This is a genomic window from Kocuria tytonis, from assembly GCF_003226895.2.
Lineage (GTDB): Bacteria > Actinomycetota > Actinomycetes > Actinomycetales > Micrococcaceae > Kocuria > Kocuria tytonis.
Genome location: NZ_PNJG02000003.1, coordinates 60,922 through 86,193 on the forward strand (window position 1 = coordinate 60,922; position 25,272 = coordinate 86,193).

A 25,272-nucleotide genomic window follows, 5' to 3' on the forward strand; every position below is an offset into this window, starting at 1 on the left:
TTGTGGCTGACGCTGCCGGTTTCCACACGGGAGACCACGCGATTGCATCCGGGCCGCAGGAAGTCGACTACCTGCGCTGGAACGACGCCGTGGCGCGGGCGTTCTTCGGCCCCCGCGTGGCGGGGGAGCTGGTCCACCTGGACCTGGACGAGAAGATGCTCGAGCAGATCGGCTCCGAGTTCGGGCTGGACGCCCCGGCCACGCTGCGGGCGCTCGCGGACTCCGTGACCCCGCTGCTCGTCACGGACGGCTCCCGCCGCTCGATGTTCGACGCCTTCAACAAGCTCACCGAGGTCTGGTACCGGATGTCCCGGCGCCAGCTCGAGGACCTCACGAGGATCGGCCCGCCGCCCGTCGTGGCGCTGCTGGCACTGTTGTCCCTGGCCGGGCGGCACATGTCCGCGCTCGCCGCGCGCACGGGCAAGAAGTCCGTCTCCGCGTTCTACCTGCCGCTGACGGTGCTGCTGCAGGCGGGCCAGGAGAACGCCAAGGCCCTGGAGGCCTCGGTGCGCAAGGACACGGAGACCTACTGGGACGCCCTGCGCTACTGGCTCGAGGCGTTCGACGGTCAGTTCGGGCTGCCCTCCGCGTACGCCGTCAACCACCGGCCGGTGGGTCTCGCGCTGTCCCAGACCGTCTTCGGCCCGTCCGAGCTGCGCCAGCTGCACCAGATGTTCGAGGACCTGGAACTGACCACCGCGCAGGGCATGAGCGCGCAGGAGCTCGGGATCTACATCGACTTCTGGCTGGACATCGCGGACACGGACGTCTCCAAGTCCATGCGCAACATCTGGTCCAACCCGCTGACACGGGATCCCGCGCTGCAGGTCGCGCTCGCCCAGCTGGACGCCTGGGAGTCCACCCCGGACGACGACGCCGCGGCACCCACCCGGGGCTCGCGCCACCTCGGCTCCCGCAGTCCCGGGCTCTCGCTCACGGACGGCACCGACTACGTGGGCAACCCCGTGTACGAGCTGGGGTTCGTGGTGCCCAAGCGGCTCGTCCCGGGCCGTGAGGTGGACCTGACCACCACGGCCGGACCGCGCACCATGTTCCTGAACTACATCGGGGACGCCTTCCTGGGGATCTCCGCCTACAGCGCGCGGATGACCAGCGACACCCTGCTCTCCGGGCAGCTCACCGTCACGGCGGGGGAGCTCACGCTCACGCGCAACCCCCGCCCCGTGGTGGTGTTCGCGAAGGACGCGTACTCGGACACGTTCCTCTCCGTGGACCACGTGCCCACGGCCTGGCCGTGCCGCATCATGGTCCGCGACCAGCCGGAGTGGGTGGACCAGGTGCGCGCCGTCCTGGACGACTCCGCCTCGCCGGACTACCGCGTGGTGGGCGCCGGTGAGAACGGCGTTGCCGAGGGCTGGGTGCTCTTCGACGACGTCCAGGTGCTGCGCGCCGGGGACCCCGCACTGACCGTGAACGACAACTTCTCCGCGCTCGTGCCCCGGCTCGTGCCCGCCATGACGCTGTCCGGCGGGCTGCGGATCCCCGGGGACGTGGAGCGCTTCTCCGCGCTGCGCCCGCCGCAGCTCACCGTGACCTCCGACAGCGACGACCCGCTCTCCGTGGAGTGCGAGTGGCGCAACCCCCACTCGTTCAAGCTCATGAGCACCAAGCTGACCGCCCCGCGCGTGCCCCCGTTCCAGGTGAGCCTGGGCACCACGGAGCTGGCCCACGGGGACGGCCACCTCAAGCCGAACGACTACACCCTGGTGCTGCGCTCCGGGCGCACGGTCAAGCAGCGCCTGGAGTTCCGGGTGCGGGACAGCTCGTACTACATCACCCAGCGCTCGCTGGGCTACGAGGGCGAGATGGTGCACATGGCCGAGGAGACCCTGTGGCCCGTCACCGCGGTCACCCGGGACGAGATCCCCGAGCAGTACGTGCAGGGCTCGTTCGACAACATGTCCGGCCACGAGTTCGACGCGGCCGACGTGGCGGTCCCCGACGTCGCCGGCTGGGAGTCCGCCGAGGGGCAGATGTTCCCGGAACGCAGCAACGAGCTCCCGGAGGCCCCGGACGTCTCCTGCATGGTGACCGGCAGGCACAAGGTGGTCCTGCCGCCCATGGACCCCAAGGCCCGGGCGCCGTGGGTGTTCGGGCGCTGCAAGTTCTGCGGTCTCACCAAGCGCTACCCCGGCAGGCTCACCAAGCTCTCCGCGGTGGGACAGACCGGCTCCGTGGAGGCGCTGCAGTTCATCGGGCCGGACGAGGGCGAGTACCCGCGGTCCTGGGCGCCGTTCAAGGACATGCTCACGTTCCTGGGCGGGGGCAAGCGTTCGAGCCTGTCGGTCGTGGCACGCCAGCTGGAGGACTCCGAGCGCTTCGAGGAGTGGTTCGTGGGCCACCTGCAGGCCCTCGGCTTCCTGGAGACCATCCGGGACGAGAACTGGACGGTGCGCCGCTGGCAGGTGTGCTCGCCCGCCCTCACCCAGCTCGTGGACGGCTCGGTGCTGCTCACGGGCGGCTGGAAGTCCGAGCAGGAGGACGCCGTCACCCGCGCCGCCGCCGCGCAGGGCGGTGAGGCCGTGGTGCTCTCGCCCGAGGACCACGCCACCACCATGCTGCAGGACGTGGACCTCGAGGCCCTGAGCCGGTCCCTGCCCGAGGGCATGTGCGACGTGGTGTACGACGCCGGGCCCGTGATGTTGGACACCCTGCCCCCGCTGTCCTCCGTGGTGGCAGGACTGCCGCTGCGGGAGATGCAGTACAACGGCGTGGCGGAGAAGTTCGTTCCCGCGGACGCCACGTGGGAGGCCACGGAGGACCGCAACCAGCCGGGGCTGTACCGGATCAACCACCACCACAAGACGCGCTACGCGTACCGCACGGCCGAGGACGTGGGCTCCGGCCACGCCCGTCCGGTGTCCTCCGGTCTGGGCAAACACCTGGCCGCACGGGACTCGGGCACGGCTCTGGTGAGCCACGACCCCGAGCTGCGCCTGCTCTCCGTGCCCATCGGCGCGGCGCTGCCCGGGCTGTACGCGCGTGCCGCGGTGCTGTGCTCGGGACTGCTGCCCACCCTCGTGGACGAGGACTTCTCCCTGAACTACGGGGACGTGGACGAGGAGTTCGCCCGCGCCCTCGTGGCCAAGCTCCTGGGATAGCACCTTCCGGTGGGGGCCCCTCGGGGTGCCCTCGCCGGAGGCTTCCCCTACAGTGGGAGGCACCGCCGAAGATTACCGTGCGGTAACACGACGTCTCGACCCCGGGTCGCCCGCGTCCGGCCCAGACATGCGAACGCCCCATGAGTGCTGCACCGACCACCCAGCCGGAACATGCCGGATCGACCGCCGACGGCGCGGCGGAGGCACCCGCCGCGCCCACGAAGCTGCCCGTGAACTGGCGGGTCCTGATCGCCGCCGCCGCCGTGATCGTGGGGCTCTCCGCGTGGGCCATCGCGGCTCCGGCCCAGGCGGATGCCGTGATCGGCGGCGTCGTGGGATGGGTGGCGTCCCAGCTGGGGTGGTTCTACATCCTCACCGCCACGCTCGTGATCGTGTTCGTGATCACGGTGGCCGCGAGCCGCGGGGGAACGGTGCGGATGGGCCCGGACCACGCCCGGCCGCAGTTCAACATGTTCACCTGGACCGCCATGCTCTTCGCGGCCGGCATCGGCGTGGACCTGATGTTCTTCTCGGTCTCCGAACCGGTCAGCCAGTACCTGGCCCCGCCCACGGGCGACGGGCAGAACCTGGAGGCCGCGCGCCAGGCGCTCGTGTGGACGCTGTTCCACTATGGGATCACCGGCTGGGCCATGTACGCCCTGATGGGCATGGCCTTCGGGTACTTCGCCTACCGCTTCGGGATGCCCCTGAGCATCCGCTCCGCGCTGTACCCCCTGCTGGGCAAGCGCATCCACGGGGTTGCCGGGGACGCCGTGGACACCGCCGCGCTGCTCGGCACCGTGTTCGGCGTGGCCACCTCCCTGGGCATCGGCGTGGTGCAGCTGAACTACGGGCTGAAGTCCCTCTTCGGCGTGCCCGAGAACCTCGCCGTGCAGTCCGCGCTGATCGCGGTGGGCGTGGGCATGGCCGTGGTCTCGTGCGTGTCCGGCGTGGACAAGGGCATCCGCAGGCTCTCCGAGCTGAACATCGTCCTGGCCATCGGGCTCATGCTGTACGTGCTGGTGGCCGGGCGCACGGCGTTCCTGCTGGACTCGATCGTGATGAACATCGGGGACTTCGTGTCCCGCTTCCCGGGGATGACCCTGAACACCTTCGCGTTCGAGGCCCCGCAGGAGTGGATGAGCGCCTGGACCCTGTTCTTCTGGGCCTGGTGGATCGCCTGGGCGCCCTTCGTGGGTCTCTTCCTGGCCCGGATCTCCCGCGGACGCACGCTGCGCCAGTTCGTGGTGGGCACCATGACGGTCCCGTTCGCCTTCATCCTGCTGTGGATCTCGATCTTCGGGAACTCCGCACTGGACCTCGTGGTGAGCGGCAACACCGCGTTCGGCGAGGTGGCCATGAACACCCCCGAGCGGGCCTTCTACTCCCTGCTGGAGCAGTACCCCGGTGCCACCGTGGCTGCCTCGATCGCCACGTTCACGGGCCTGCTGTTCTACGTGACGTCCGCGGACTCCGGTGCGCTCGTGATGAGCAACTTCACCTCCAGGATCGACGACCCCAACCAGGACGGGCCCAAGTGGCTGCGCGTGTTCTGGGCCGTGAGCACCGGCGTGCTGACCCTCGCCATGCTCCTGGTGGGCGGGGTGAGCACCCTGCAGAACGCCACGCTCATCATGGGCCTGCCGTTCTCGGTGGTGATGTACCTCATCATGGTGGGGCTGTGGCGGGCGCTGCGCGTGGAGGTCAGCACCGCGGCGTCGGGCGCCGTGGCCAGCCGTTCCGCGGTGGCCGGGCGCACCGGGCGGGACACCCACTGGCGCTCCCGGCTCTCCCGGCTGGGCAGCTACCCCGGTCCCCGTGCCGCCCAGCGCTACGTGGACGACGTCGCCGTGCCCGCCCTGACCACGCTCGCCGAGGAGATCCGCGGAACGGGGGTGAGCGTCACGGTGGACAGATCCCCGGCGGAGGAGCACCCCGCGGTGGACCAGACGTGCCTGCTCGTGGACCTCGCGCCGGAGCGCGACTTCGTGTACCGCGTGTACCCGGTGGCCTTTCCCACCCCCGGCTTCGGCGGGTTCCGCACCAATCCGGACTCGGACCAGTACTTCCGCCTGGAGGTCTTCACCGCCACCGGGTCCCTGGGCTACGACGTCCTGGGGTACACGTCCGAGCAGCTCATCAACGACGCGCTCGACTGCTACGAGCGTCACCTGGAATTCATCCGACTCAACCACGATCATCCCGGGAGCACCCAGATCGGACTGCCCACGTCCGAGCTGGAGACCGCGCCCGCCAAGGAGGACAACGCATGAGCAGCACCCTGTACATCGACGGCCGATGGGTCCCCGCCCTGCAGGGCGGCACCCGCACCATCACGTGCCCGGCGGACGGCGCCGAGGTGGCCGTGGTCGCCGAGGCGACGGCCGAGGACACGGAGCGCGCCATCGCCGCGGCCCGCGTGGCCTTCGACGACGGCCGCTGGTCCGGCGTGCCCGCCCCCGAGCGCGGGCAGTTCCTGCTGCGCGTGGCCGCCCGGCTGCGCGAGCGCGCCGAGGAGTTCGCCCGCGCCGAGTCCCTCGACACCGGCAAGCGCATCGACGAGTCCCGCCAGGACATGTCGGACATCGCGAACTGCTTCGACCACTTCGGAAAGATCGCCGCGGACGACGCCGGCCGCGTCGTCGATGCCGGTGACCCGGACGTGGTCAGCCGAGTGGTCCACGAGCCCGTGGGTGTGTGCGGGCTCATCACCCCGTGGAACTACCCGCTGCTGCAGGCCGCGTGGAAGATCGCCCCGGCGCTGGCCGCGGGCAACACCTTCGTGCTCAAGCCCGCCGAGCTCACCCCGCACACCGCCATTCTCATGATGCAGGTGCTCGAGGAGCTCGAGCTGCCCGCGGGCGTGGCCAACCTCGTGCTGGGCGCGGGCGCCGAGGCCGGCGCGCCGCTGTCCTCGGACCCCCGCGTGGACCTCGTGTCCTTCACCGGCGGTCTCGTCACGGGCCGCGTGATCGCCCGCGAGGCCGCGGCCACCGTCAAGAAGGTGGCCCTGGAGCTGGGCGGGAAGAACCCCAACGTGGTCTTCGCGGACGCGGACTACGACGCCGCCCTGGACAACGCCCTGAACGCGGCGTTCGTGCACTCGGGGCAGGTCTGCTCCGCCGGCGCCCGCCTGGTGGTCGAGGAGTCCATCGCCGAGCAGTTCGTGAGCGACCTCGCCGCGCGCGCCGAGGGCATCCTGCTGGGCGGCCCGTTCGACGAGCAGGCCGAGACCGGCGCGCTGATCTCCGGGGCCCACCGGGACAAGGTGCACGCCTACGTGGAGCACGCCCGGGAGCAGGGCGCCCGGATCCGCTGCGGTGGCCGCTTCGCGGAGGGTTCCTCCGCGGACGGCACCCTGCAGCTGGAGGACGGCTTCTACTACCTGCCCACGGTGATCGACCAGTGCACCCCGGACATGGACTGCGTGCACGACGAGGCCTTCGGGCCCACCGTGACCGTTGAGACCTTCCGGACCGAGGAGGAGGCCGTGGCGATCGCCAACGACACCCACTACGGCCTGGCCGGTGCGGTGTGGACCCAGGATGCCGGGAAGTCCCAGCGCGTGGCCGGGAAGCTGCGCCACGGCACCGTGTGGATCAACGACTTCCACCCCTACCTGCCCCAGGCGGAGTGGGGCGGCATGAAGCAGTCCGGCGTGGGCCGTGAGCTCGGCCACGACGGGCTGGGCGAGTACCAGGAGACCAAGCACGTCTACCAGAACATCCGGCCCGCCGTCACCGGGTGGTTCGCGCAGCACTGAGCACACCGCGGGTCCGACCGGAGCACGACGCCGCCGCGGCACCGGCGTGCCCGCACGGAACCGTTGCGCGCTGACCCGCCCGCCAGACGGTTGCGCGCACTGGAACACCTCACGGCACCGACGCCGCGGTCCCGCACCGCGGCGTCGGGCACCCATCGAAGGGAGAACACATGACTGAGAAGAACACCATTGCCGAGTACGACTACGTGGTCGTGGGCGCCGGATCCGCGGGAGCGGTCGTCGCCGCGCGGCTGAGCGAGGACCCGGACGTGTCCGTGGCCCTGCTGGAGGCCGGCGACCACGACGCCGGGTACCCCGAGGTGCTGCAGCTCAACCGCTGGATGGAGCTGCTGGAGTCCGGCCACGACTGGGACTACCCGCTGGAGGAGCAGGAGAACGGCAACTCCTTCATGCGCATGGCCCGCGCCAAGGTGCTGGGCGGCTGCTCGTCCCACAACTCGTGCATCGCGTTCTGGGCCCCGTCCGAGGACCTGGACGAGTGGGAGTCCAAGTACGGACTGGAGGGCTGGAACTCGGAGCTCGCGTTCCGGCTGTACCAGAAGCTGGAGAACAACGAGGACCCCGGGGCCCACCACGGCCACGACGGCCCCGTGCGGCTGCGCAACGTGCCCCCGGCGGACCCGAGCGGAGTGGCCCTGCTGGAGGCCGCCGAGCAGGCCGGGATCCCGCACGCGGACTTCAACACGGGCAAGACCGTGACGCAGGGCGCGAGCTTCTTCCAGATCAGCGCCCGGGAGGACGGCACGCGCTCGTCCTCGTCCGTGAGCTACCTGCACCCCGCGCAGGACCGGGAGAACCTCACGATCCTCACCGGCACCCAGGTGAAGCGGGTGCTCTTCGACGAGAACCTGCGCGCCACCGGCGTGGAGGTCACCGACAACGCGTTCGGCAGGGCGCACGTGATCTCCGCACGCCGGGAGGTGGTCGTCTCCGCCGGCGCCATCGACACCCCCAAGCTGCTCATGCTCTCCGGGATCGGCCCCGCCGAGCACCTCGAGGAGGTGGGTGTGGACGTGCTCGTGGACTCCCCGGGCGTGGGCTCCCACCTGCAGGACCACCCGGAGGCGGTGATCCAGTGGGAGGCGAAGAAGCCCATGGTGGAGGACTCCACCCAGTGGTGGGAGATCGGCGTGTTCGACCAGGTGGACGAGGGTCTGGACCGCCCGGACCTGATGATGCACTACGGCAGCGTGAACTTCGACATGCACACCTACCGTCAGGGCTACCCCACGGCGGACAACGCGTTCTGCCTGACGCCGAACGTCACGCACGCCCGCTCCCGCGGCACCGTGCGGCTGCGCACCCGCGACTACCGGGACAAGCCCCGCGTGGATCCCCGCTACTTCACGGATCCCGAGGGCTACGACATGCGGATCATGACCGCGGGCATCCGCCGGGCGCGCGAGATCGTGGCGCAGCCGGGCATGTCCGAGTGGGCCGGGAAGGAGCTGTTCCCGGGTGAGGGCGTGCAGAGCGACGAGGAGATCGCGGACTACATCCGCCGCACCCACAACACCGTGTACCACCCGGCGGGCTCGTGCCGCATGGGCCCGGTGGAGGACGCGGACTCGCCCCTGGACTCCCAGCTGCGGGTCAAGGGCGTCGGCGGACTGCGGGTGGCCGACGCCTCGGTCATGCCCGAACTCGTCACGGTGAACCCGAACATCACGGTGTACATGATCGGTGAGCGCGCCGCCGAGCTGATCGCCCAGAACGGCGCCTCCACCGCCGGCTGACGACGCGGCCGTCGGGGGTGGTCCGCGTGGGACGCCCCCGGCCATGTACTGACCGGTGATTCCCTGACCGGTGGTGTGCTGACCTGTGGCGGGTCCCGGACCCGCGCCGTTCCCGGGCCGACGGCCGGTGTCGGTCAGGACGAAGGCCGGGTGCTCGTGTGGTTCACACGAGCACCGGGCCTTCGACGACTGCGGCTGCCGCAGGCGGTGGCGGGCGGCTCAGGCGGCGGTCGGCTCCAGCTTGAAGAAGGACATGCCGCCGGTCACGAGCGAGGCGCCGGGAACCAGCAACCGGCGGTACTTGGCGCACCACTGGCCGCGCCCGCGGGCGTGCTGGCTGGCGAGCGCGAGTTCCCGGACGTCGGCCGTGACGAAGGTCCGCTCCTGGCCGGTCGCATCGGTGAGGGACACCAGGTGGTGCGCGGTGTCCGCGCGCACGGTGACGTCCACCCACTGCTCGCGGGTGTCCGTGGTGGCCTCGGTGGCTGAGGGGCGTTGTGCTGTGCTGTTCATGATCCGTTGCCTCTGGGTTCTGCTGGCTGCTTGCCGGAGTCAGGTGTGACCCGGCCGCTTCGTCATCCAATCCACCCCTGAACCGAGGGTTGGCGTGCACCGAGTTGGAGCTCCGGACGCGCGCGGACAACCCCGTCCGCGCGCGGGCACATCTCGTGAAGCTGGTTCGAGCCTAACCACGCGGCCAGGAGGGGGGCCAGGGGCGGGCTGGGAATGTCATCAAAACTTAACCAACCCGATCGGCCGGGGAACCCACTCCGCCCGCCACACCCCTGGCAGCGGTGAAGCGGCCGCAGCTGCGGTTCTGCATCGACTGTCGCGCCGCATTCGCGGGACCGGGAACCCTGCCGGGTTCCGTGGTCCGGCGGTCCCTCAGCGGGTCCCCACGTCCGTCCGGTGCGGCCGGGTCAGGCGCGCGTTGACCCGCACGGCGCGTTCGTAGTGCTCCATCAGCTGGTCGCACACCGCACTCCACGTGCGGGGCTGCACCGTCCGGTGAGCGGTGCGCGCGAAGGCGAGGCGCTTGGCGTCGTCGCCCACCAGGTCCCGCACCCGCTCCCGCAGGGACTCGGTGTCACCCGGGCGGTAGAGCCAGCCGTTGCGGGAGGAGTCCACGAGGTCCAGGGGCCCACCGCGACCCACGGCCACCACGGGCACGGCGCACGCCATGGCCTCCTGGATGGTCTGGCAGAAGGTCTCGTGCTCACCCGGGTGCACGAAGACGTCCAGCGAGGCCATGGCGGTGGCCAGCTCGGTGCCCGAGAGGAAGCCCTCGAAGTGCGCGTTCGGCAGCAGGGCGCGCAGCGCGTCCTTCTCGGGGCCCGAGCCGATGACCACCACGCGGGTGTCCGGCAGGGAGTCCAGGACCACGAGGTCCGCCACCTGCTTCTCCGGCGCGAGCCGGCCCACGTACCCCACGATGCGCCTGCCCCCGCCCACGCGCTCCCGCCACGCGTGGTCGCGGCGCTCGGGTCGGAAGCGCTCCGTGTCCACCCCACGGCGCCACATGCGGACCCGCCGGACCCCGTGCTCGTGCAGCTGGGAGATGGAGGCGGTGGAGGGCGCCAGGGTGAGGGTCGCCGTGTTGTGCATGGCGCGCACGTGGGACCACATGCCCTTCTCCAGCACGCCCGCCCCGTAGCGCGCGGCGTAGCCGGGGACATCCGTCTGGTACACGGCCACGCAGGGCAGCCCCAGGCCACTGGCGGCCTGGATGGCCTGCCACCCCAGGATGAAGGGGGAGGCCACGTGCACCACGTCCGGTGCGAAGCGGTTGAGGATGCGCTGCATCCGGTTCACCGTGCAGCTGGCCACGCGGACCTCGGGGTACCCCGCGAGCGGCAGGGAGGGGATGCGCTCGATGCGCACACCGTCCACCTGGTCCACGGAGCCCAGGAACATCGTCTTCTCGTAGGAGGGGGCGATCACCATGGCTTCGTGACCCCGGTCCCGCAGGTACTCCAGGACGCGGATCACCGAGTGCGTGACGCCGTTGACGTGGGGGAGGAACTGTTCGGCAACCAATGCGATTCTCACGCTCCCAGGGTGGGGTGCCCGCCCCACGGGAACGTCACCCCGGCGTGACCCGGCAGTGAAGTCTGGGCGAACAGCGGTGCGGGCCGCGGCCGGGTGGACGTGGAAAGATGAACGGGATGAAACTTCCCTCTGTGCCCGGCGTGGTCTCGGGCGTACGTGATCGCTGGCGGGCACGCGGATCCTCGGCCGCGCGCCCCGCCGACACCCCCGCCGGCCGGCGAGACACCGAGCCCGGTCTCCCGATGCCCCTCGCGCTGCAGGGGGTCGTGGAGCTGCTCGTGGTGGCCGTGGTGGGGCTCGTGCTCGGTGCCGTGCTGCTGGGAGCCGTGTGGGCCGCGGGCGGGTTCGCCACGCTCGGGGCCGGTGGCAGCCTCCACCTGGCGGGCCAGGTGTGGCTGCTCGCCCACGGCGCTCCCGTCACGATCGGCAGCGTGGCCGGACTGCGCCTGGACGGGGGCGGCACGGTCACACTGGTGCCCCTGGGGCTGTCCCTCATCCCGTTCGGCCTGGCCGTGATCGCCGGGAGGCGGATCGCCCGCGCCTGCTGGCGCGGCCAGTTCCTGCTGCCCTTCTTCGCTGGCATGGTGGGGTACGGGCTCTTCGCCGCGCTCGTGGCGCTGCTCAGCCGCACGGACCAGGTGTCCGTGGACCCAGCGCGTGCCGCCCTGCACGCCCTGGTCCCCGCGGGGCTGGGTGCCCTCGTGGGCGGGTGGAGCGTCTCGCGCTCCCTGGCGGCCGTGCTCGGGGCGGACGCCGCCTCCTGGCTGCAGCGCACCAGCCAGTACTCGCGCTGGGCCGGCTCCTACGTGTGGGCCGTCATCCGCGCCGGGTTCCTCGCGGCCGTCGCGGCCATCGGCGCCGGAGCGCTGCTGCTCGCGGTCACGCTGGCGTGGCACTGGGACCGCGTCGTCACCGTGTACCAGGACCTCGGGACGGGCGCGGCCGGGGACACCGCCCTGACCACGCTGCAGCTGGGGTTCCTTCCCAACATGATCCTGTGGGCCCTCGCGTGGGCCACCGGCGCCGGGTTCTCCCTGGGCGCGGGCACCGTCACCTCGCCGTTCGCGAGCACGCTCGGCCCGCTGCCGCAGTTCCCGGCGCTCGCCGCCCTGCCCACCGGGGACCCGTGGTCCCTCGCGCCGGGCGTCCTGGTGCTGCCGGTTCTCGCGGGGCTGCTGGCGGGCTGGTGGTTCTGCCGCGAGGGGGAGAACCACCTGGACGACTGGATGGCCATCCGGTTGCCGCTGCGCTGGTTCACTTTCCTGCTCTCCACGCTGCTCACGGTGGTGTTCATCGCAGCGGTCGGCTCCGGGCTGGTGGCGCTCGTGACGTGGCTGTCCCACGGTTCCCTGGGCATCGGCCGGCTCACGGACATCGGGCCGCACGCGTGGCAGGTCTTCCCCTGGCTGGGCGCCGAGCTCGCGGTCGGTGCGGCACTGGGCTACGTCCTGGGGCCGTGGCTCGAGCGCGAGGGCTACCGCTCCCGCGTGTGGGACGCCCAGGGCGAGGAGGCACCCGACGACGGCGCGGACGAACGGAGAGCCGACGACGCCGCCCGCACGGACGCGACCCCGGCTCCCGTTCCTGCCGCCCTCCGCGGCGGCGTGACGTCGGGGAGCACCGGGGCTGGTGCCACCCCGGCCGCAGGGCAGCGGACCGCCACCGGTTCCAGCCGCGTGCTCGTCACCCCCGGTCCCCGGCAGGGGGCGGGTCCGCAGCGCGGCGCCACGCCCGCGCGCGCCGTCGCGAGCGCGCCTCCGGCACCGGGCGGGGGCTCCACGGCGTGGTCCCGTGGCTCGCGGGACCCGGAGTCCGCGGAACGGGGCCGGGAGGAGGAGGGGCAGACCGGTTCCTCGCGTCGCGAGGAGGCCAAGCGGCGTCGGGCGCAGAAGCGGTCCGCCAAGCGCAAGGCCGCGCGGCTCACCGTCCTGGACCGGGAGGACGAGGGCTGATCACCCGACCCTCCTCCGCGGCCTCCCGGATCCGCGTGCCCGGGGTCAGTGCGTGGGCGTCGGGCTTGCCGCTGCGGGTGAGACCGTGGGAGAGGCGGACGAGGAGGGCTGCGGCGTCGTCGTGCCGGACGGGGAGGCGGAACCCGTGGGAGAGGCGGAACCCGTGGGGGACGCCTCGCCGGAGGGCGAGCCGGTCTCCAGCGGCGTGCCGGAGAAGTGGTGCCACACGTTGTCGGTGAGCTGCTGCTCGCAGTGCCGGGAGGACGAGAGCGTGAGGGACCGGTCCGTGCACTCCTGGTAGGCCTGCGTGGCCGGCCAGACCAGCAGTCGGCTGCCGCCGCCCAGGGCGTTGAGCGCCCCCCAGAGGATCGCGATCACGGCGAAGGCGATGAGCAGCCCGCGCCCGCTCGTGCCGCGGGAGCGCACCAGCGCCACGATCCCCATGACGATGCCCGCGAGGGCCAGCGCCACGCCCACGGCGGTGGCCAGGACGTCCCCGACCACGAGTGCGGAGGCGAGCACGGCCAGACCCGCCCCCGCCGCCGCGAACCGGACCCTGCCGGCGTCCGGACCGGGGCGGTTGCCGGGGCGCGGTGAGCCGTGTGTCGGGTCCTGGGGTGCGCGTGGGCGCCGGGAATCCTGCATGCCCACCACTGTAGGCGAGCCGCGGTGGTGCACCGCACGGGGCCGGCGGAGCGGCGCCGGGGCACCGATACGATGGGCGCATGCGCACAGTGGTCCTGGTATCCGGTTCCGGCACGAATCTGCAGGCGATGATCGACGCCCTGCACACTGGGGACGCCCCCGTGGAGATCGCGGCCGTGGGCGCGGACAAGCCGTGCGCGGGCCTGGAACGGGCCGAGGCCGCGGGGATCCCCACGTTCGTCGTGCGCCCCTCCGAGCACGCGGACCGGGAGCAGTGGAACCGGGCGCTGGAGCGGGAGGTGGCCTCCCACCGCCCCGACCGGGTGGTCCTCGCGGGGTTCATGCGGATCGTGGACGCGCGGTTCGTGGCCGCGTTCCCCGGGCGCATCATCAACACGCACCCCTCCCTGCTGCCGTCCTTCCCCGGCGCCCACGCGGTGCGGGACGCCCTCGCCCACGGGGTGAAGATCACGGGGGCCACCGTGCACGAGGTCGTGGCGGACGTGGACGCGGGACCCGTCCTGGCGCAGGTGGCCGTCCCGGTCCGCGACGGCGACACCGAGGACACCCTGCACGAGCGCATCAAGACCGCCGAGCGGCAGCTGCTCGTGGACACCCTCGAGGCCCTGAGCCGGTAGGCCGCGGCGGGAGGACCCCGCGCGTCCCCGGGGGACACGGCGGGCCCGGGTGGGCGGCCCCGGCCGTAGACTGGCCTGGGTGCTGCTCCACGGCAACGTGCGCGGTCGTCCCGGGACCCCCGGCGCCGATCGTGTCGGCTCCGGGCACCGCTCCCCGGCCCGCCGAGGCGGGCCCGGGGATCCCCGGGCGGGCAGCGCCGGACCACACGTCCCCACGTTTTCCTGGAGAGTCCGTGAACACTTCCGACCTGAACCGTGTGCCGATCGAGCGCGCCCTGATCTCCGTCTACGACAAGAGCGGGCTGGAGGAGCTCGCGCGCGGCCTGCACGACGCCGGCGTGGCGATCGTCTCCACCGGCTCCACCGCACGGACCATCAGGGCGGCGGGCGTGCCCGTGACCGAGGTCTCCGAGGTCACCGGGTTCCAGGAGTGCCTGGACGGCCGGGTCAAGACCCTGCACCCGCGGGTGCACGCCGGCATCCTCGCGGACCGCCGCAGGCCGGAGCACCTCCAGCAGCTCGCGGAGCTGGAGATCCAGCCCTTCGACCTGGTGGTCGTGAACCTCTACCCGTTCCAGGACACCGTGCGCTCGGGAGCGGGCCAGGACGACGTCGTGGAGCAGATCGACATCGGCGGGCCCTCCATGGTGCGCGCCGCCGCCAAGAACCACGCCGCCGTCTCGGTGGTGGTGGACCCGCGGGCCTACCCCGACGTGGTCCGCGCCGCCCAGCAGGGCGGGTACGACCTCCCCGCCCGCCGGAAGCTCGCGGCGGCCGCCTTCGCCCACACCGCCGCGTACGACACCGCGGTGGCCACGTGGACCGCCCAGCAGTTCGAGCACGATCCCGAGGCCAGTTTCTGGCCGCCCTACGCCGGTCTCGCCCTCCAGCGCGCCGAGTCCCTGCGCTACGGCGAGAACCCGCACCAGAAGGCCGCGCTGTACACGGACGACGCCGCCTCCCCGGGGATCGCGCAGGCCGAGCAGCTGCACGGCAAGGCCATGTCCTACAACAACTACGTGGACGCGGATGCCGCCGTGCGTGCCGCCTTCGACTACGACCAGCCGGCCGTGGCGGTGGTCAAGCACAACAACCCGTGCGGGGTGGCCGTGGCCACCCCCGGCGCCGCGGACCCGATCGCGGACGCCCACCGCAAGGCGCACGCGTGCGATCCGCTGTCCGCCTACGGGGGAGTGGTCGCCGCCAACCGCACCGTGACCGCCGAGCTGGCGCGGAACCTCAAGCCCGTCTTCACCGAGGTGGTCGTGGCACCGGGCTTCGACCCCGAGGCCTTGGAGATCCTGCAGGCCAAGAAGAACATCCGGCTGCTCGCCCTGCCCGAGGGCTTCGGCCGCGATCCGCTCGAGTACCGGGCCGTGTCCGGGGGCGCACTGTTCCAGCAGGCCGACCGCCTGGACGCCGAGGGCGACGACCCCGCGAACTGGACCCTCGTCTCCGGCGCGCCCGCGGACGAGCAGACCCTCGCGGACCTCGAGTTCGCGTGGCGCTCGCTGCGCGCGGTGAAGTCCAACGCCATCCTGCTGGCCCACGACGGCGCCTCCGTGGGCATCGGCATGGGCCAGGTCAACCGGGTGGACTCCTGCCGGCTGTCCGTGGAGCGCGCCAACACGCTCGCCGAGGACGGTGCCGAGCGCGCCCGCGGTGCCGTGGCGGCGTCGGACGCGTTCTTCCCGTTCGCGGACGGTCTGCAGGTGCTGCTGGACGCGGGTGTCCGCGCCGTGGTGCAGCCCGGCGGGTCCATCCGGGACGAGGAGGTCGTCGCGGCCGCGCTGGCGGCGGGCGTGAGCATGTACGTGACCGGGGCGCGGCACTTCTTCCACTGACGCCGCGGTGCACCACCCGCGCACGCGGCGGCGGTCCGGACTCCCGCGGTCCGGGCCGCCGTGGCGCGATGTCCGCGCTGTGCTCATCCCCGGGGACCGGTGTCCGGGGGAGGGGCGTCAGGAGTTCAGCGCGCGGTGCTCACGGGAGAGCGCGATGTAGTGCTGCGCGTTGCGGCTCACGGCGCGGCGCTCGTCGCCGTTGAGCTCCCGGCGCACCTTGCCGGGAACCCCGGCCACGAGCGAACCGGGCGGGACCACGGTCCCCTCCAGGACCACGGCGCCCGCGGCGACCAGGCTGCCGCTGCCCACCACCGCGCCGTTGAGCACGGTGGCGTTCATGCCCACCAGGACGTCGTCCTCGAGGGTGCAGCCGTGGATCACCGCGCCGTGGCCCACGCTCACGCGCTCGCCGATGGTCGTGGGGTGCTCCGGCTCCGAGTGCACCGTGACGTTGTCCTGCAGGTTGGAGTTCGCGCCCACGCGCAGCGGGGAGCGGTCACCGCGCACCACGGCGCCGTAGAAGATCCCCGCGCCGGCACCCACCGCGACGTCCCCCACGATGGTGGCGTTCGGGGCCACGAACGCGGTCTGCGCCACGGCCGGGCGGTTCTGGCCGTATGCCAGGATCAGGGGTTCGCGGACGGGGGCGGAATCGGATGTCTCGGGCAGCTGTGTCATGGGACACAGCATAGTGGCGCCCGCCACCCCGGGGTCAGGCCTGGTCCGGGTCCCAGTCCGAGACGGCGTACGGACCCTGGCCCGCGTCGGAGATGAACCGGCGGCGCAGCGCGGCCATGGCCTTCTCCGGGCGGCGGGACGCGCGGTGGCGCAGGGCCACCGAGATCTTCTGCCCGCCCTTGAGCACGTACTCCGCCCCGTTCACGTGGATGGTCACGGGATCCGCCCTGACAGAGCTGCCCTCCAGCTCCAGAATGTCGTGGTCCAGGGAGACCTCGATGACCTGGCCGTAGTACAGCACCGTGAAGTCCACGGCGTCCAGCTCGCGCGGCAGGGCCGGCTGGAACTCCAGCCAGTGACCGCGGACCCGCAGCCCCGCGTACGCGCGGGTGATCACGTCCACCGAACCGGCCATGGCGCCCAGGTGGATGCCCTCGCCCGTGGTCCCGCCCTGGGTGTCGTCCATGTCGATCATGAGCGAGTCCTGGAAGGAGCCCCATGAGCGGTCCGGGTCCAGCCACGCGAGCACGGCGGCGTTGACCACGCGGGACAGGGACGAGCCGTTGGAGGAGCGGGCGATGTAGTGGTCCACGGTGCGCTGGATCGCGTCCAGGTCCGTGCTGTAGCCCATGCGGGCGAGCTCCTCGATCACACCGTCCGGGCCCAGCAGGTAGACCAGCATGATGGTGTCCGCCTGCTTGGACAGCTTGTAGTTGTTGGTCAGGTCGCCCTCGTTCTCCAGCAGCAGGTCCAGGCGCCCGATGTTGCGGTACTTGGTGCGGTAGAAGTCCCAGTCCAGCTCGGCGAGGTCGTCGTAGCCCTCGAACTGCGCGATGGTGCCGTCCGCGTTGAACGGGACGTACATGTTCGTGGCCATGTTGAGCCATGACTGGACCTCCTGCGGGGAGATCTCGAACCGGGACTCGAGCTCCTCTCGCTGGTGCTCCACCATGTCGTTGAAGATGTGCGCGGAGTGGCGGAAGAGCCACGAGGCCAGCACGTTCGTGTAGGCGTTGTCCTTCAGACCGCCGCCGTGCTGGCCCGCGGGTCCGTCGTGGTACTCGTCGGGGCCCATGACACCGGCGATGTGGAATCTGCCGTCGTGGGAGTCGTACTCCGCGAGCGAGGCGAACAGCCGGGTGATGCCCACGATGAGCTCGGCGCCCTGGCCCGAGAGCCAGTCGATGTCCCCGGTGGACTCGTAGTACACCCACGCGTTGTAGGCGATCGCCAGGCCCACGTGGAACTGCCGCCAGGAGTTGTCCGGCAGCCAGCGGCGGGAGTGGTGGTTGTACAGCTCGGGCGGGGTCTCCTCCCGCCCGTCGGAACCGGACTGCCATGGGAACGCCGCCCCGTAGAGACCGATCTCCTGGGCCCGCTGCTGCGCCATGGCCAGGCGCCGCCACCGGTAGGAGAGCAGGGAGCGGGTCACGTGGGGCTGGCGCATGTTGATGACGGGCAGGATGAACAGCTCGTCCCAGAAGATGTGGCCGCGGTAGCCCTCGCCGTGCAGACCGCGGGCGGGGACACCGGCGTCGCGCAGGGACAGGTGGGGGGCCAGGGTCTGGGCGGCGTGGAAGAGGTGGGTGCGCACCGCGAGCTGCGTGCTCAGGTGCTCGGGGGTGTCCTCCGTGGACTCGAGCGTGACCTCGTAGCGGTCCCACAGCCGCGCCCACTCGACCTCGTGCGAGGGCAGCAGCCTGCGCACACCGAACGGCGTGCGGTTCAGCTCCGCCAGGGCACCCTCGCGGGGGGAGCCGATCGCGGCGTCGCGGCTCGTGACCACCGCGGTGGTGCTGTCCACGAGGATCGGTTTCTGCGGGGCGATCTGCACCGTGTGGCGGCGGAACTCGATGCCTCCGGGGCGGACCTCGCGGCGCTCGTTGACGGGGTCCTCGGACTCGATCCACGTGCGCTGGGCCAGCGCTATCTCGATCTTGGACTGGGACGTGCGCACCAGCGAGAGCAGCGTCTCGTGCTCGTCCGGCAGCGTGGTGGACTCCAGCAGCGCCAGGTGGTGGGCGTTGAGCTCGCGGTACTCCGCCACCCCGCCGTTGGTCACGGCGGGATCCACGCCGGTGCGCACGTGCAGCCGCCCGGTGAAGCCGCGGGAGACGATCCTGGTCTCCTGGGCGCCCACGTGGCGGTACCGCAGGGACACCAGGCGCCGCTGCTCGACCTCGAGGCTGCGCACGGGCTCGTCCGAGTCGGGGTCCGGGTCCGCGTCCGTGAGGACCAGGGTGCGGATCAGCAGCCCGCGGCGCAGGTCCAGCTCCACGCGTTCCTCGGAGGGCACCATGCCGCCCTCGGACCACCAGTGGCCCTCGGAGAAGCGCAGGTCCAGGTGCAGCCAGTTGGGGACGTTGACCATGGACTCGTGCTCCACGTCCCGGCCGTTGACGTGGCTCAGCACCCGGTTGAAGACACCCGCCAGGTACGTCCCGGGGTAGTGGACGGTGTTGGCGGGGTACTCGCACGCGGCGCCGCGCACCCCCATGTAGCCGTTGGCCAGTGTCAGCAGGGCCTCGCGGCGGGATTCCGTGGCGGGGTCGAACCCGTCGAACACGAGCCGCCAGGGGTCGTCCCTGCGAGCCCCCAGGTCCAGCTCGCCCACGTCGTTGAGCACCACGTGGGCGCCGGCGCGGTAGAGCCGCTCCCGCGCGCCGTCGCGATTGACGCCCACCACGAGACCGAAGCCGCCGGCGGCGCCCGCCTGCACGCCGGCCACGGCGTCCTCGACCACCACACTGTGCCGCGGTGCCAAGCCCAGCAGCCGGGCGCACTCCAGGAAGGTGTCCGGTGCGGGCTTGCCCGGCAGGCCGTTCTCGGCGGCCCAGTTGCCGTCCACGATCCGGTCGAACGCGTCCTGCAGGCCTGCGGCGGCGAGCACCACGGCGCTGTTGCGGCTCGCGGTGACCAGACCCACGGGGACACCGCCCTCGCGCAGGCGTTCGATCAGGGCCACGGTGCCGTCGAACACGCGCACCCCGTGCACCGCGAGCTCCTCGTGGAAGTACCCGTCCTTCGCGGCGGCCTGGCCCTGCACGGTCCAGTCGCCGGCCTGCGGGTCCGTGTGGTTATCCGCCTCCGGGAGCATGGCACCGCGCGCGGCGAGCAGCGCGCGCACGCCGTCCTCGCGACGTCGCCCGTCCACGTACGTGCGGTACTCGCTGCCCATGTCGAACGGGGAGCGGTTCACCTCGATGCCCGCCTCGGCGGGCTCGAGCCGGGGATCGGTGAGCAGGCGGTCGAAGAGCTTCTTCCAGGCGCGTGCGTGGACACCCGCGGTGTCCGTGACCACCCCGTCCATGTCGAAGATCACGGCGGCGTGGCGGGTGCGCAGCACGTCCACCGGTTTCGACGGCGCGCGGCCGTCCGCGACGCGGGGCATGGAAGCGGTGAACGGAGCGGTGGGAAGAACGTTCACGGCGTGGGAACTCCTAGCACGGGGGACGATGATCTGGAACGGGTGGTGCGGGTGCCCGCACTCTCATCGCAAGAACGGCGGCCCTGCCGTGCTTCGACGGCGCACGCGCGGGTGCTCCCGCGAGTGCGTCGGGCACACACGTTACCCGCATTCACGCGCCCGGTACCACATCGCGCGACGGGGCGCTGCCGCCTCCCGCGCCGGCACCCTTCTCGTGCCGTTGCCCCCGGGGGCGCAGGGGACGGGTGGCCGTGACGCCCTGTGATGCGGCGGACAGCAAATCGGGGCCGCCCGGATATGCTGGTCCGGACCCTACCGCTGACCAAGAAGGTGGAGCATGACGGATTCCCCGAGCAACTCCGTGACCAACCAGCCGCTGTCGGAGGTGGACCCGGACGTCGCCCGGGCCATCCAGGACGAGCTGGGCCGCCAGCGCGGCACGCTCGAGATGATCGCCTCCGAGAACTTCGCGCCCCGGGCCGTGCTCGAGGCCCAGGGTTCGGTGCTGACCAACAAGTACGCGGAGGGCTATCCCGGCCGGCGCTACTACGGCGGCTGCGAGCACGTGGACGTGGTGGAGGACCTCGCCCGCGACCGCGCGTGCGAGCTGTTCGGGGCGGACCACGCCAACGTGCAGCCGCACTCCGGTGCCCAGGCGAACACCGCCGTGATGGCCGCCCTCATGAAGCCCGGTGACACGCTCATGGGGCTGTCCCTGGCCCACGGCGGCCACCTGACCCACGGCATGAAGATCAACGTCTCGGGGAAGCTCTACAACATCGCCGCGTACGAGGTGGACCCGGACACCTACCGGATCGACATGGACAAGGTGCGCGAGCAGGCCCTGCAGGCGCGCCCGGACGTGATCGTGGCCGGCTGGTCCGCGTACTCGCGGCAGCTGGACTTCGAGGCGTTCCGCTCGATCGCCGACGAGGTGGGCGCCAAGCTCTGGGTGGACATGGCCCACTTCGCGGGTCTCGTGGCCGCGGGCCTGCACCCCAACCCGGTGCCGCACGCCCACGTCACGACCTCCACGGTGCACAAGACCCTGGCCGGACCGCGCTCGGGCGTGATCCTGTGCGAGGCGGACCTGAAGAAGAAGGTGGACTCCGCCGTGTTCCCGGGCCAGCAGGGTGGCCCCCTCATGCACGCCATCGCGGGCAAGGCCGTGGCGTTCAGGATCGCCGCCACCGAGGGCTTCGTGGAGCGCCAGCAGCGCACCATCGAGGGCGCGCAGATCCTCGCCGAGCGGCTCAACTCCCCGGACCTCGCCGAGCACGGGGTGTCGGTGCTGACCGGTGGCACGGACGTGCACCTGGTGCTCGTGGACCTGCGCGACTCCGAGCTGGACGGCAAGCAGGCCGAGGACCTGCTGCACCAGGCGGGGATCACCGTGAACCGCAACGCCGTTCCCTGGGACCCCCGCCCGCCCATGGTCACCTCGGGCCTGCGCATCGGCACGCCGGCGCTGGCCACCCGCGGCTTCGGGGCGGCGGAGTTCACGGAGGTCGCGGACGTGATCGCCCAGGCCCTGAAGCCCGGCGCCGACATCCCCGCCCTGCGCTCCCGCGTGGACGCGCTCACCGAGCAGTTCCCGCTGTACCCCGGCCTCGAGGAGTGGTGAGGTGACGGCTCGCGTCCTCGACGGCAAGGCCACGGCCGCCCGGATCAAGTCCGAGCTCGCCGAGCGCGTCGCCCGGCTGCGGGAGCGGGACGTGGTCCCCGGGCTGGGCACCGTGCTCGTGGGTGACGATCCCGGTTCCCGCTCCTATGTGGCCGGCAAGCACCGGGACTGTGAGGAGGTGGGCATCGCCTCCATCCGCAGGGAGTTGCCGGCGGACGCCTCGCAGGAGGAGCTCGAGCGGGTCGTCGACGAGCTCAACGAGGACCCGCGCTGCACGGGCTACATCGTGCAGCTGCCCCTGCCGGAGCACATGGACACGAATGCCATCCTGGAACGCATCGATCCCGCCAAGGACGCCGACGGGCTGCATCCCACCAACCTGGGTCGGCTCGTGCTCAACGTGAACGCGCCCATGGCCTCGCCGCTGCCGTGCACCCCGGCCGGGATCGTGGAGCTGCTCACGCGGCACGGTGTGGCGCTGGCCGGCCGTGAGGTGCTCGTGATCGGGCGCGGTGTCACGGTGGGGCGTCCCATCGGCCTGCTGCTCACGCGCCGGGAGATCAACGCCACGGTGACGCTCGCGCACACCGGGACCCGGGACCTGCCGGAGCTGGTGGGCCGCGCGGACGTGGTGGTCGCCGCGGCCGGGCGGCCCCACATGGTCACCGCGGAGCAGGTCAAACCGGGCGCCGTGCTGCTGGACGTGGGGGTCTCCCGCGTCCCGGACCCGGAGACGGGCAAGGGGCGGCTCACCGGTGACATCGACCCCGCCGCCGCGCAGCGGGCCTCGTGGATGTCCCCCAACCCCGGTGGGGTGGGACCCATGACGCGGGCCATGCTGCTGGTGAACGTGGTGGGGGCCTGTGAACGCCAGGCGTCCCAGGGCGCCTGACGGCCCACTGCGGCCACGCGCACGACGACGCCGCCCGGTCCCCTCGTCCGCGAGGCGACCGGGCGGCGTCGTCGTGGGCGGGGTGCCGCGCTGCCGCTCGATTCGGCCCGCACTGCCCGGTTTGAGACAATGGCCCCATGCAGCCGATCGGATCCTCGCCCACCCAGCCCACCGACTCCTCCCGCGAACCCCGCACCGGGCGCACCGCGCTGTGGGGCACGCTGATCGGGCTGGCCGTCCTGGTGGTGATCTTCGCGGTGGCGCTGATCCAGGCCGCGAACTCCAACTCCCTGCTGGGGTGGATCCTGGCGGGAATCGCCCTGGGCTGGCTCATGCTCGCGGTGTGGGCGCTGTCCATGGTGCGCAGGGCCGCGGCCTTCGGGCGGGAGCAGGTCCGGCAGGCCCAGGAGCAGATGCAGGCCCAGCACGGCAGGGCGCCCGCCGCCGCGCAGGCGGGGACGGGCCAGTCCCTGCGTGACGAGAAGCTCGCCCACGGCATGCAGGTCATCCTGGTGCAGTCCAGGGTGGTCAAGGAGCAGCTCTCCTCCGAGGCGCCCGAGCCGGAGCAGGTCCGCCGGGCGCTGGAGACCATCGACATGACCGCGGCCAACGGGCTGCGCAGCCTCAAGGACTCCGGCACCCCGGTCAGCGGTACGGTGGTGGACTGACGGGCCCCGGGCCCGCGCGGCGGCGTCGTGCGGCGCTCCGGGCGCAGCGCAGCAGGTGAAGAGAACGAACCGAGGAGACACACGCAATGGCGCAGACGGTACGCATTGCCACGGTGAACGTGAACGGCATCCGGGCCGCGTACCGGCGCGGGATGGCCGAGTGGCTGGAGCCGCGCGGCGTGGACCTGCTCTGCCTGCAGGAGGTGCGCGCCCCCGACAGGATCACCCGCGAGCTGCTGGACGAGGACGTCTGGGACGTGCGGCACACGGAGGCCGCGGCCAAGGGCCGGGCCGGGGTGGCCATCGCCACCCGCCGGGACGCGTTCGACGGCGCGCTGCTGCCCACGGACTCCCGCGTGGGGATCGGCGAGGAGTACTTTTCGGACTCCGGGCGCTGGATCGAGAACGACGTCACGCTGCCCAACGGCGAGACCCTCACCCTGGTCTCCGCGTACGTGCACTCCGGCGAGGTGGACACGCCCAAGCAGGCGGACAAGTACCGGTTCATGGACGCCATGCTCACCCGCCTCCCGCAGCTCGCCGAGGCTTCGGACCACGCCCTGGTGGTGGGGGACCTCAACGTGGGCCACACCGAGCGGGACATCAAGAACTGGAAGGGCAACCTGAAGAACGCGGGCTTCCTGCCCGAGGAGCGCGCGTACTTCGACCGGTTCTTCGGGGACGTGGGCTACGTGGACGTGGCCCGCTCCCTGGCCGGGGACGTCCCGGGCCCGTACACGTGGTGGTCCTACCGCGGCAAGGCCTTCGACACGGACGCCGGGTGGCGCATCGACTACCACATGGCCACCCCCGCCCTCGCGGCGCGCGCGCAGACCGCCACGGTGGACCGCGCCGCCTCCTACGACACCCGCTTCTCCGACCACGCCCCGCTCGTGGTGGACTACCGGCTCGGGTGAGCCACCGGGGGCTGCGCGGCCGGGGCTCCCGCCGTGCCGCGCCGGTCCCCGGACCCGGCGCGTCGACCCCTGTGACGCGCCGAGCCCCTGACGCACCGATCCATCCGATACACCGATCCCGACGCCGCCGCCCGCTCGCGGCGCGCCACCCGCCCCTTCCGCACCGCGGCCCACCGCGGCCCGCACGACTCGAAAGAAGACAGCCACCGTGAGCGAACAGAGCACCCCCGTGAACCAGATCCCGCGCGTGGTCTCCGGCGTGCAGCCCTCCGCCGACTCCCTGCACCTGGGCAACTACGTGGGCGCCCTGCGCAACTGGGTGGACATGCAGGACGCCAACGACTGCGTGTTCTTCGTGGCGGACCTGCACTCGATCACCACGGGTCAGGACCCGGCCACGATGTCCGAGCGCACCCGTGTCACGGCCGCGCAGTACATCGCCGCGGGCATCGACCCCGAGCGCTCCACCCTGCTGATCCAGTCCCAGGTGCCGGAGCACACCCAGCTGTCGTGGGTGCTCAACTGCATCACCGGCTACGGCGAGGCCGCCCGGATGACCCAGTTCAAGGACAAGTCCGTGAAGCAGGGAGCGGAGAACACCACGGTGGGGCTGTTCACCTACCCCGTGCTGATGGCCGCTGACATCCTGGTGTACCAGGCGAACCAGGTTCCCGTGGGGGAGGACCAGCGCCAGCACCTGGAGCTGACCCGCAACCTGGCGCAGCGGTTCAACTCCCGCTTCGGGGACACCTTCGTGGTCCCGGACGCCAAGATCCTGGAGAACTCGGCCAAGGTCTACGACCTGCAGAACCCCACGGCCAAGATGTCCAAGTCCGCGCCGTCGGACGCCGGGCTGATCCGGCTGCTGGACTCGGCGAAGGTCAACGCGAAGAAGATCAGGTCCGCGGTCACGGACGACGGCACCGAGGTGCGCTTCGACCGGCAGGCCAAGCCCGGCGTCTCCAACCTGCTGACCATCTACTCCGCCCTGACCGGCACCCCGGTCGACACGCTCGTCACGGACTACGAGGGCAGGATGTACGGTCACCTCAAGGTGGACCTGGCCGAGGTTGTCACCCAGACCCTCGACCCCATCCAGAAGCGGGCCCAGGAGCTGCTGGACGACCCCGCCGAGCTCGACCGTCTGCTCGCGCGCGGTGCCGAGAAGGGCCGGGCGGTCGCCTCGCGCACCGTGGCGGACGTCTACGAGCGCATGGGCTTCCTGCCGACACGGTGAGCGTGTGTGGTGGATCACAGCGGTGGGATAGTCTGGGATGCGGCCGAACCGAGGAGGAG

The 25,272-nt window shown here is 71.9% G+C and carries 17 protein-coding genes; 12 read left to right on the forward strand and 5 right to left on the reverse strand.

Going from position 1 to position 25,272, the window contains the following annotated elements:
• Positions 1-2: 2 nt before the first annotated feature.
• From C1C97_RS09520 to C1C97_RS09535, 4 genes are all read left to right on the forward strand, one after another.
• On the forward strand, positions 3-3,122 hold the full coding sequence (locus C1C97_RS09520) for a hypothetical protein (RefSeq protein WP_121031533.1): 3,120 nt from the start codon (positions 3-5) through the stop codon (positions 3,120-3,122).
• A gap of 140 nt (positions 3,123-3,262) precedes the next feature.
• On the forward strand, positions 3,263-5,395 hold the full coding sequence (betT, locus tag C1C97_RS09525; protein ID WP_110920529.1) for a choline BCCT transporter BetT: 2,133 nt from the start codon (positions 3,263-3,265) through the stop codon (positions 5,393-5,395).
• Positions 5,392-6,885 (forward strand): aldehyde dehydrogenase family protein, encoded by a 1,494-nt coding sequence (locus tag C1C97_RS09530; protein ID WP_121031535.1) that lies wholly within the window; start codon positions 5,392-5,394, stop codon positions 6,883-6,885. The genes betT and C1C97_RS09530 overlap by 4 nt, the downstream gene beginning before the upstream one ends.
• 170 nt (positions 6,886-7,055) lie before the next feature.
• Complete coding sequence (locus C1C97_RS09535) at positions 7,056-8,642, forward strand: GMC family oxidoreductase (RefSeq protein WP_121031537.1); 1,587 nt, start codon at positions 7,056-7,058, stop codon at positions 8,640-8,642.
• A gap of 219 nt (positions 8,643-8,861) precedes the next feature.
• Here C1C97_RS09535 and C1C97_RS09540 read toward each other — a convergent pair whose 3' ends face one another.
• Together C1C97_RS09540 and C1C97_RS09545 are read right to left on the reverse strand one after the other, a co-directional pair.
• Positions 8,862-9,155: a hypothetical protein gene (locus C1C97_RS09540; RefSeq protein WP_110920532.1), complete on the reverse strand. Its 294-nt coding sequence runs from the start codon at positions 9,153-9,155 to the stop codon at positions 8,862-8,864.
• A gap of 372 nt (positions 9,156-9,527) precedes the next feature.
• Positions 9,528-10,691: a glycosyltransferase family 4 protein gene (locus tag C1C97_RS09545; RefSeq protein WP_121031539.1), complete on the reverse strand. Its 1,164-nt coding sequence runs from the start codon at positions 10,689-10,691 to the stop codon at positions 9,528-9,530.
• Positions 10,692-10,933: 242 nt separating this feature from the next.
• Between C1C97_RS09545 and C1C97_RS09550 the strand changes: the two genes are divergently transcribed.
• Complete coding sequence (locus C1C97_RS09550) at positions 10,934-12,643, forward strand: cell division protein PerM (RefSeq protein ID WP_233542867.1); 1,710 nt, start codon at positions 10,934-10,936, stop codon at positions 12,641-12,643.
• Positions 12,644-12,688: 45 nt separating this feature from the next.
• Here the strand turns inward: C1C97_RS09550 and C1C97_RS09555 are convergent, their stop codons facing one another.
• Entirely contained in the window at positions 12,689-13,288 is a 600-nt protein-coding gene (locus C1C97_RS09555; protein WP_110919487.1) for a hypothetical protein, read from the reverse strand.
• A gap of 80 nt (positions 13,289-13,368) precedes the next feature.
• Here C1C97_RS09555 and purN point away from each other — a divergent pair, with 80 nt between their 5' ends.
• Together purN and purH are read left to right on the forward strand one after the other, a co-directional pair.
• Positions 13,369-13,926: a phosphoribosylglycinamide formyltransferase gene (gene purN / locus C1C97_RS09560; protein WP_110919488.1), complete on the forward strand. Its 558-nt coding sequence runs from the start codon at positions 13,369-13,371 to the stop codon at positions 13,924-13,926.
• Between the two features lie 233 nt (positions 13,927-14,159).
• The gene (gene purH / locus C1C97_RS09565) at positions 14,160-15,770 is read left to right on the forward strand and encodes a bifunctional phosphoribosylaminoimidazolecarboxamide formyltransferase/IMP cyclohydrolase (RefSeq protein ID WP_121031543.1); all 1,611 of its coding nucleotides are present in this window, start codon (positions 14,160-14,162) and stop codon (positions 15,768-15,770) included.
• A 117-nt stretch (positions 15,771-15,887) separates the two neighbouring features.
• Here the strand turns inward: purH and C1C97_RS09570 are convergent, their stop codons facing one another.
• Complete coding sequence (locus C1C97_RS09570) at positions 15,888-16,448, reverse strand: gamma carbonic anhydrase family protein (RefSeq protein ID WP_121031545.1); 561 nt, start codon at positions 16,446-16,448, stop codon at positions 15,888-15,890.
• Between the two features lie 34 nt (positions 16,449-16,482).
• A complete protein-coding gene (locus C1C97_RS09575; protein ID WP_110919490.1) occupies positions 16,483-19,875 on the reverse strand; it encodes a beta-phosphoglucomutase family hydrolase in 3,393 nt (1,130 codons plus the stop codon).
• Positions 19,876-20,212: 337 nt separating this feature from the next.
• Here C1C97_RS09575 and glyA point away from each other — a divergent pair, with 337 nt between their 5' ends.
• The 5 genes from glyA to trpS all read left to right on the forward strand — a co-directional run bounded on the left by glyA (position 20,213) and on the right by trpS (position 25,213).
• On the forward strand, positions 20,213-21,499 hold the full coding sequence (glyA, locus tag C1C97_RS09580; protein ID WP_110919491.1) for a serine hydroxymethyltransferase: 1,287 nt from the start codon (positions 20,213-20,215) through the stop codon (positions 21,497-21,499).
• Between the two features lies 1 nt (position 21,500).
• On the forward strand, positions 21,501-22,391 hold the full coding sequence (locus tag C1C97_RS09585; protein WP_121031547.1) for a bifunctional methylenetetrahydrofolate dehydrogenase/methenyltetrahydrofolate cyclohydrolase: 891 nt from the start codon (positions 21,501-21,503) through the stop codon (positions 22,389-22,391).
• Positions 22,392-22,528: 137 nt separating this feature from the next.
• Positions 22,529-23,059, forward strand: coding sequence for a hypothetical protein (locus C1C97_RS09590; protein ID WP_121031549.1), 531 nt, complete (start codon positions 22,529-22,531; stop codon positions 23,057-23,059).
• A gap of 86 nt (positions 23,060-23,145) precedes the next feature.
• Entirely contained in the window at positions 23,146-23,976 is an 831-nt protein-coding gene (locus C1C97_RS09595) for an exodeoxyribonuclease III (protein WP_121031550.1), read from the forward strand.
• Positions 23,977-24,184: 208 nt separating this feature from the next.
• Positions 24,185-25,213, forward strand: a complete 1,029-nt coding sequence (trpS, locus tag C1C97_RS09600; RefSeq protein ID WP_110919495.1) for a tryptophan--tRNA ligase — start codon at positions 24,185-24,187, stop codon at positions 25,211-25,213.
• The last annotated feature ends 59 nt before the right edge of the window (positions 25,214-25,272 follow it).

Bases quoted from the DNA above. Each gene is read 5' to 3' on its own strand.
- betT (WP_110920529.1), top strand. From the start codon at position 3,263: ATGAGTGCTGCACCGACCACCCAGCCGGAACATGCCGGATCGACCGCC.
- C1C97_RS09530 (WP_121031535.1), top strand. From the start codon at position 5,392: ATGAGCAGCACCCTGTACATCGACGGCCGATGGGTCCCCGCCCTGCAG.
- C1C97_RS09535 (WP_121031537.1), top strand. From the start codon at position 7,056: ATGACTGAGAAGAACACCATTGCCGAGTACGACTACGTGGTCGTGGGC.
- C1C97_RS09540 (WP_110920532.1), bottom strand. From the start codon at position 9,155: ATGAACAGCACAGCACAACGCCCCTCAGCCACCGAGGCCACCACGGAC.
- C1C97_RS09550 (WP_233542867.1), top strand. From the start codon at position 10,934: ATGCCCCTCGCGCTGCAGGGGGTCGTGGAGCTGCTCGTGGTGGCCGTG.
- C1C97_RS09555 (WP_110919487.1), bottom strand. From the start codon at position 13,288: ATGCAGGATTCCCGGCGCCCACGCGCACCCCAGGACCCGACACACGGC.
- purN (WP_110919488.1), top strand. From the start codon at position 13,369: ATGCGCACAGTGGTCCTGGTATCCGGTTCCGGCACGAATCTGCAGGCG.
- C1C97_RS09570 (WP_121031545.1), bottom strand. From the start codon at position 16,448: ATGACACAGCTGCCCGAGACATCCGATTCCGCCCCCGTCCGCGAACCC.
- glyA (WP_110919491.1), top strand. From the start codon at position 20,213: ATGACGGATTCCCCGAGCAACTCCGTGACCAACCAGCCGCTGTCGGAG.
- C1C97_RS09590 (WP_121031549.1), top strand. From the start codon at position 22,529: ATGCAGCCGATCGGATCCTCGCCCACCCAGCCCACCGACTCCTCCCGC.
- C1C97_RS09595 (WP_121031550.1), top strand. From the start codon at position 23,146: ATGGCGCAGACGGTACGCATTGCCACGGTGAACGTGAACGGCATCCGG.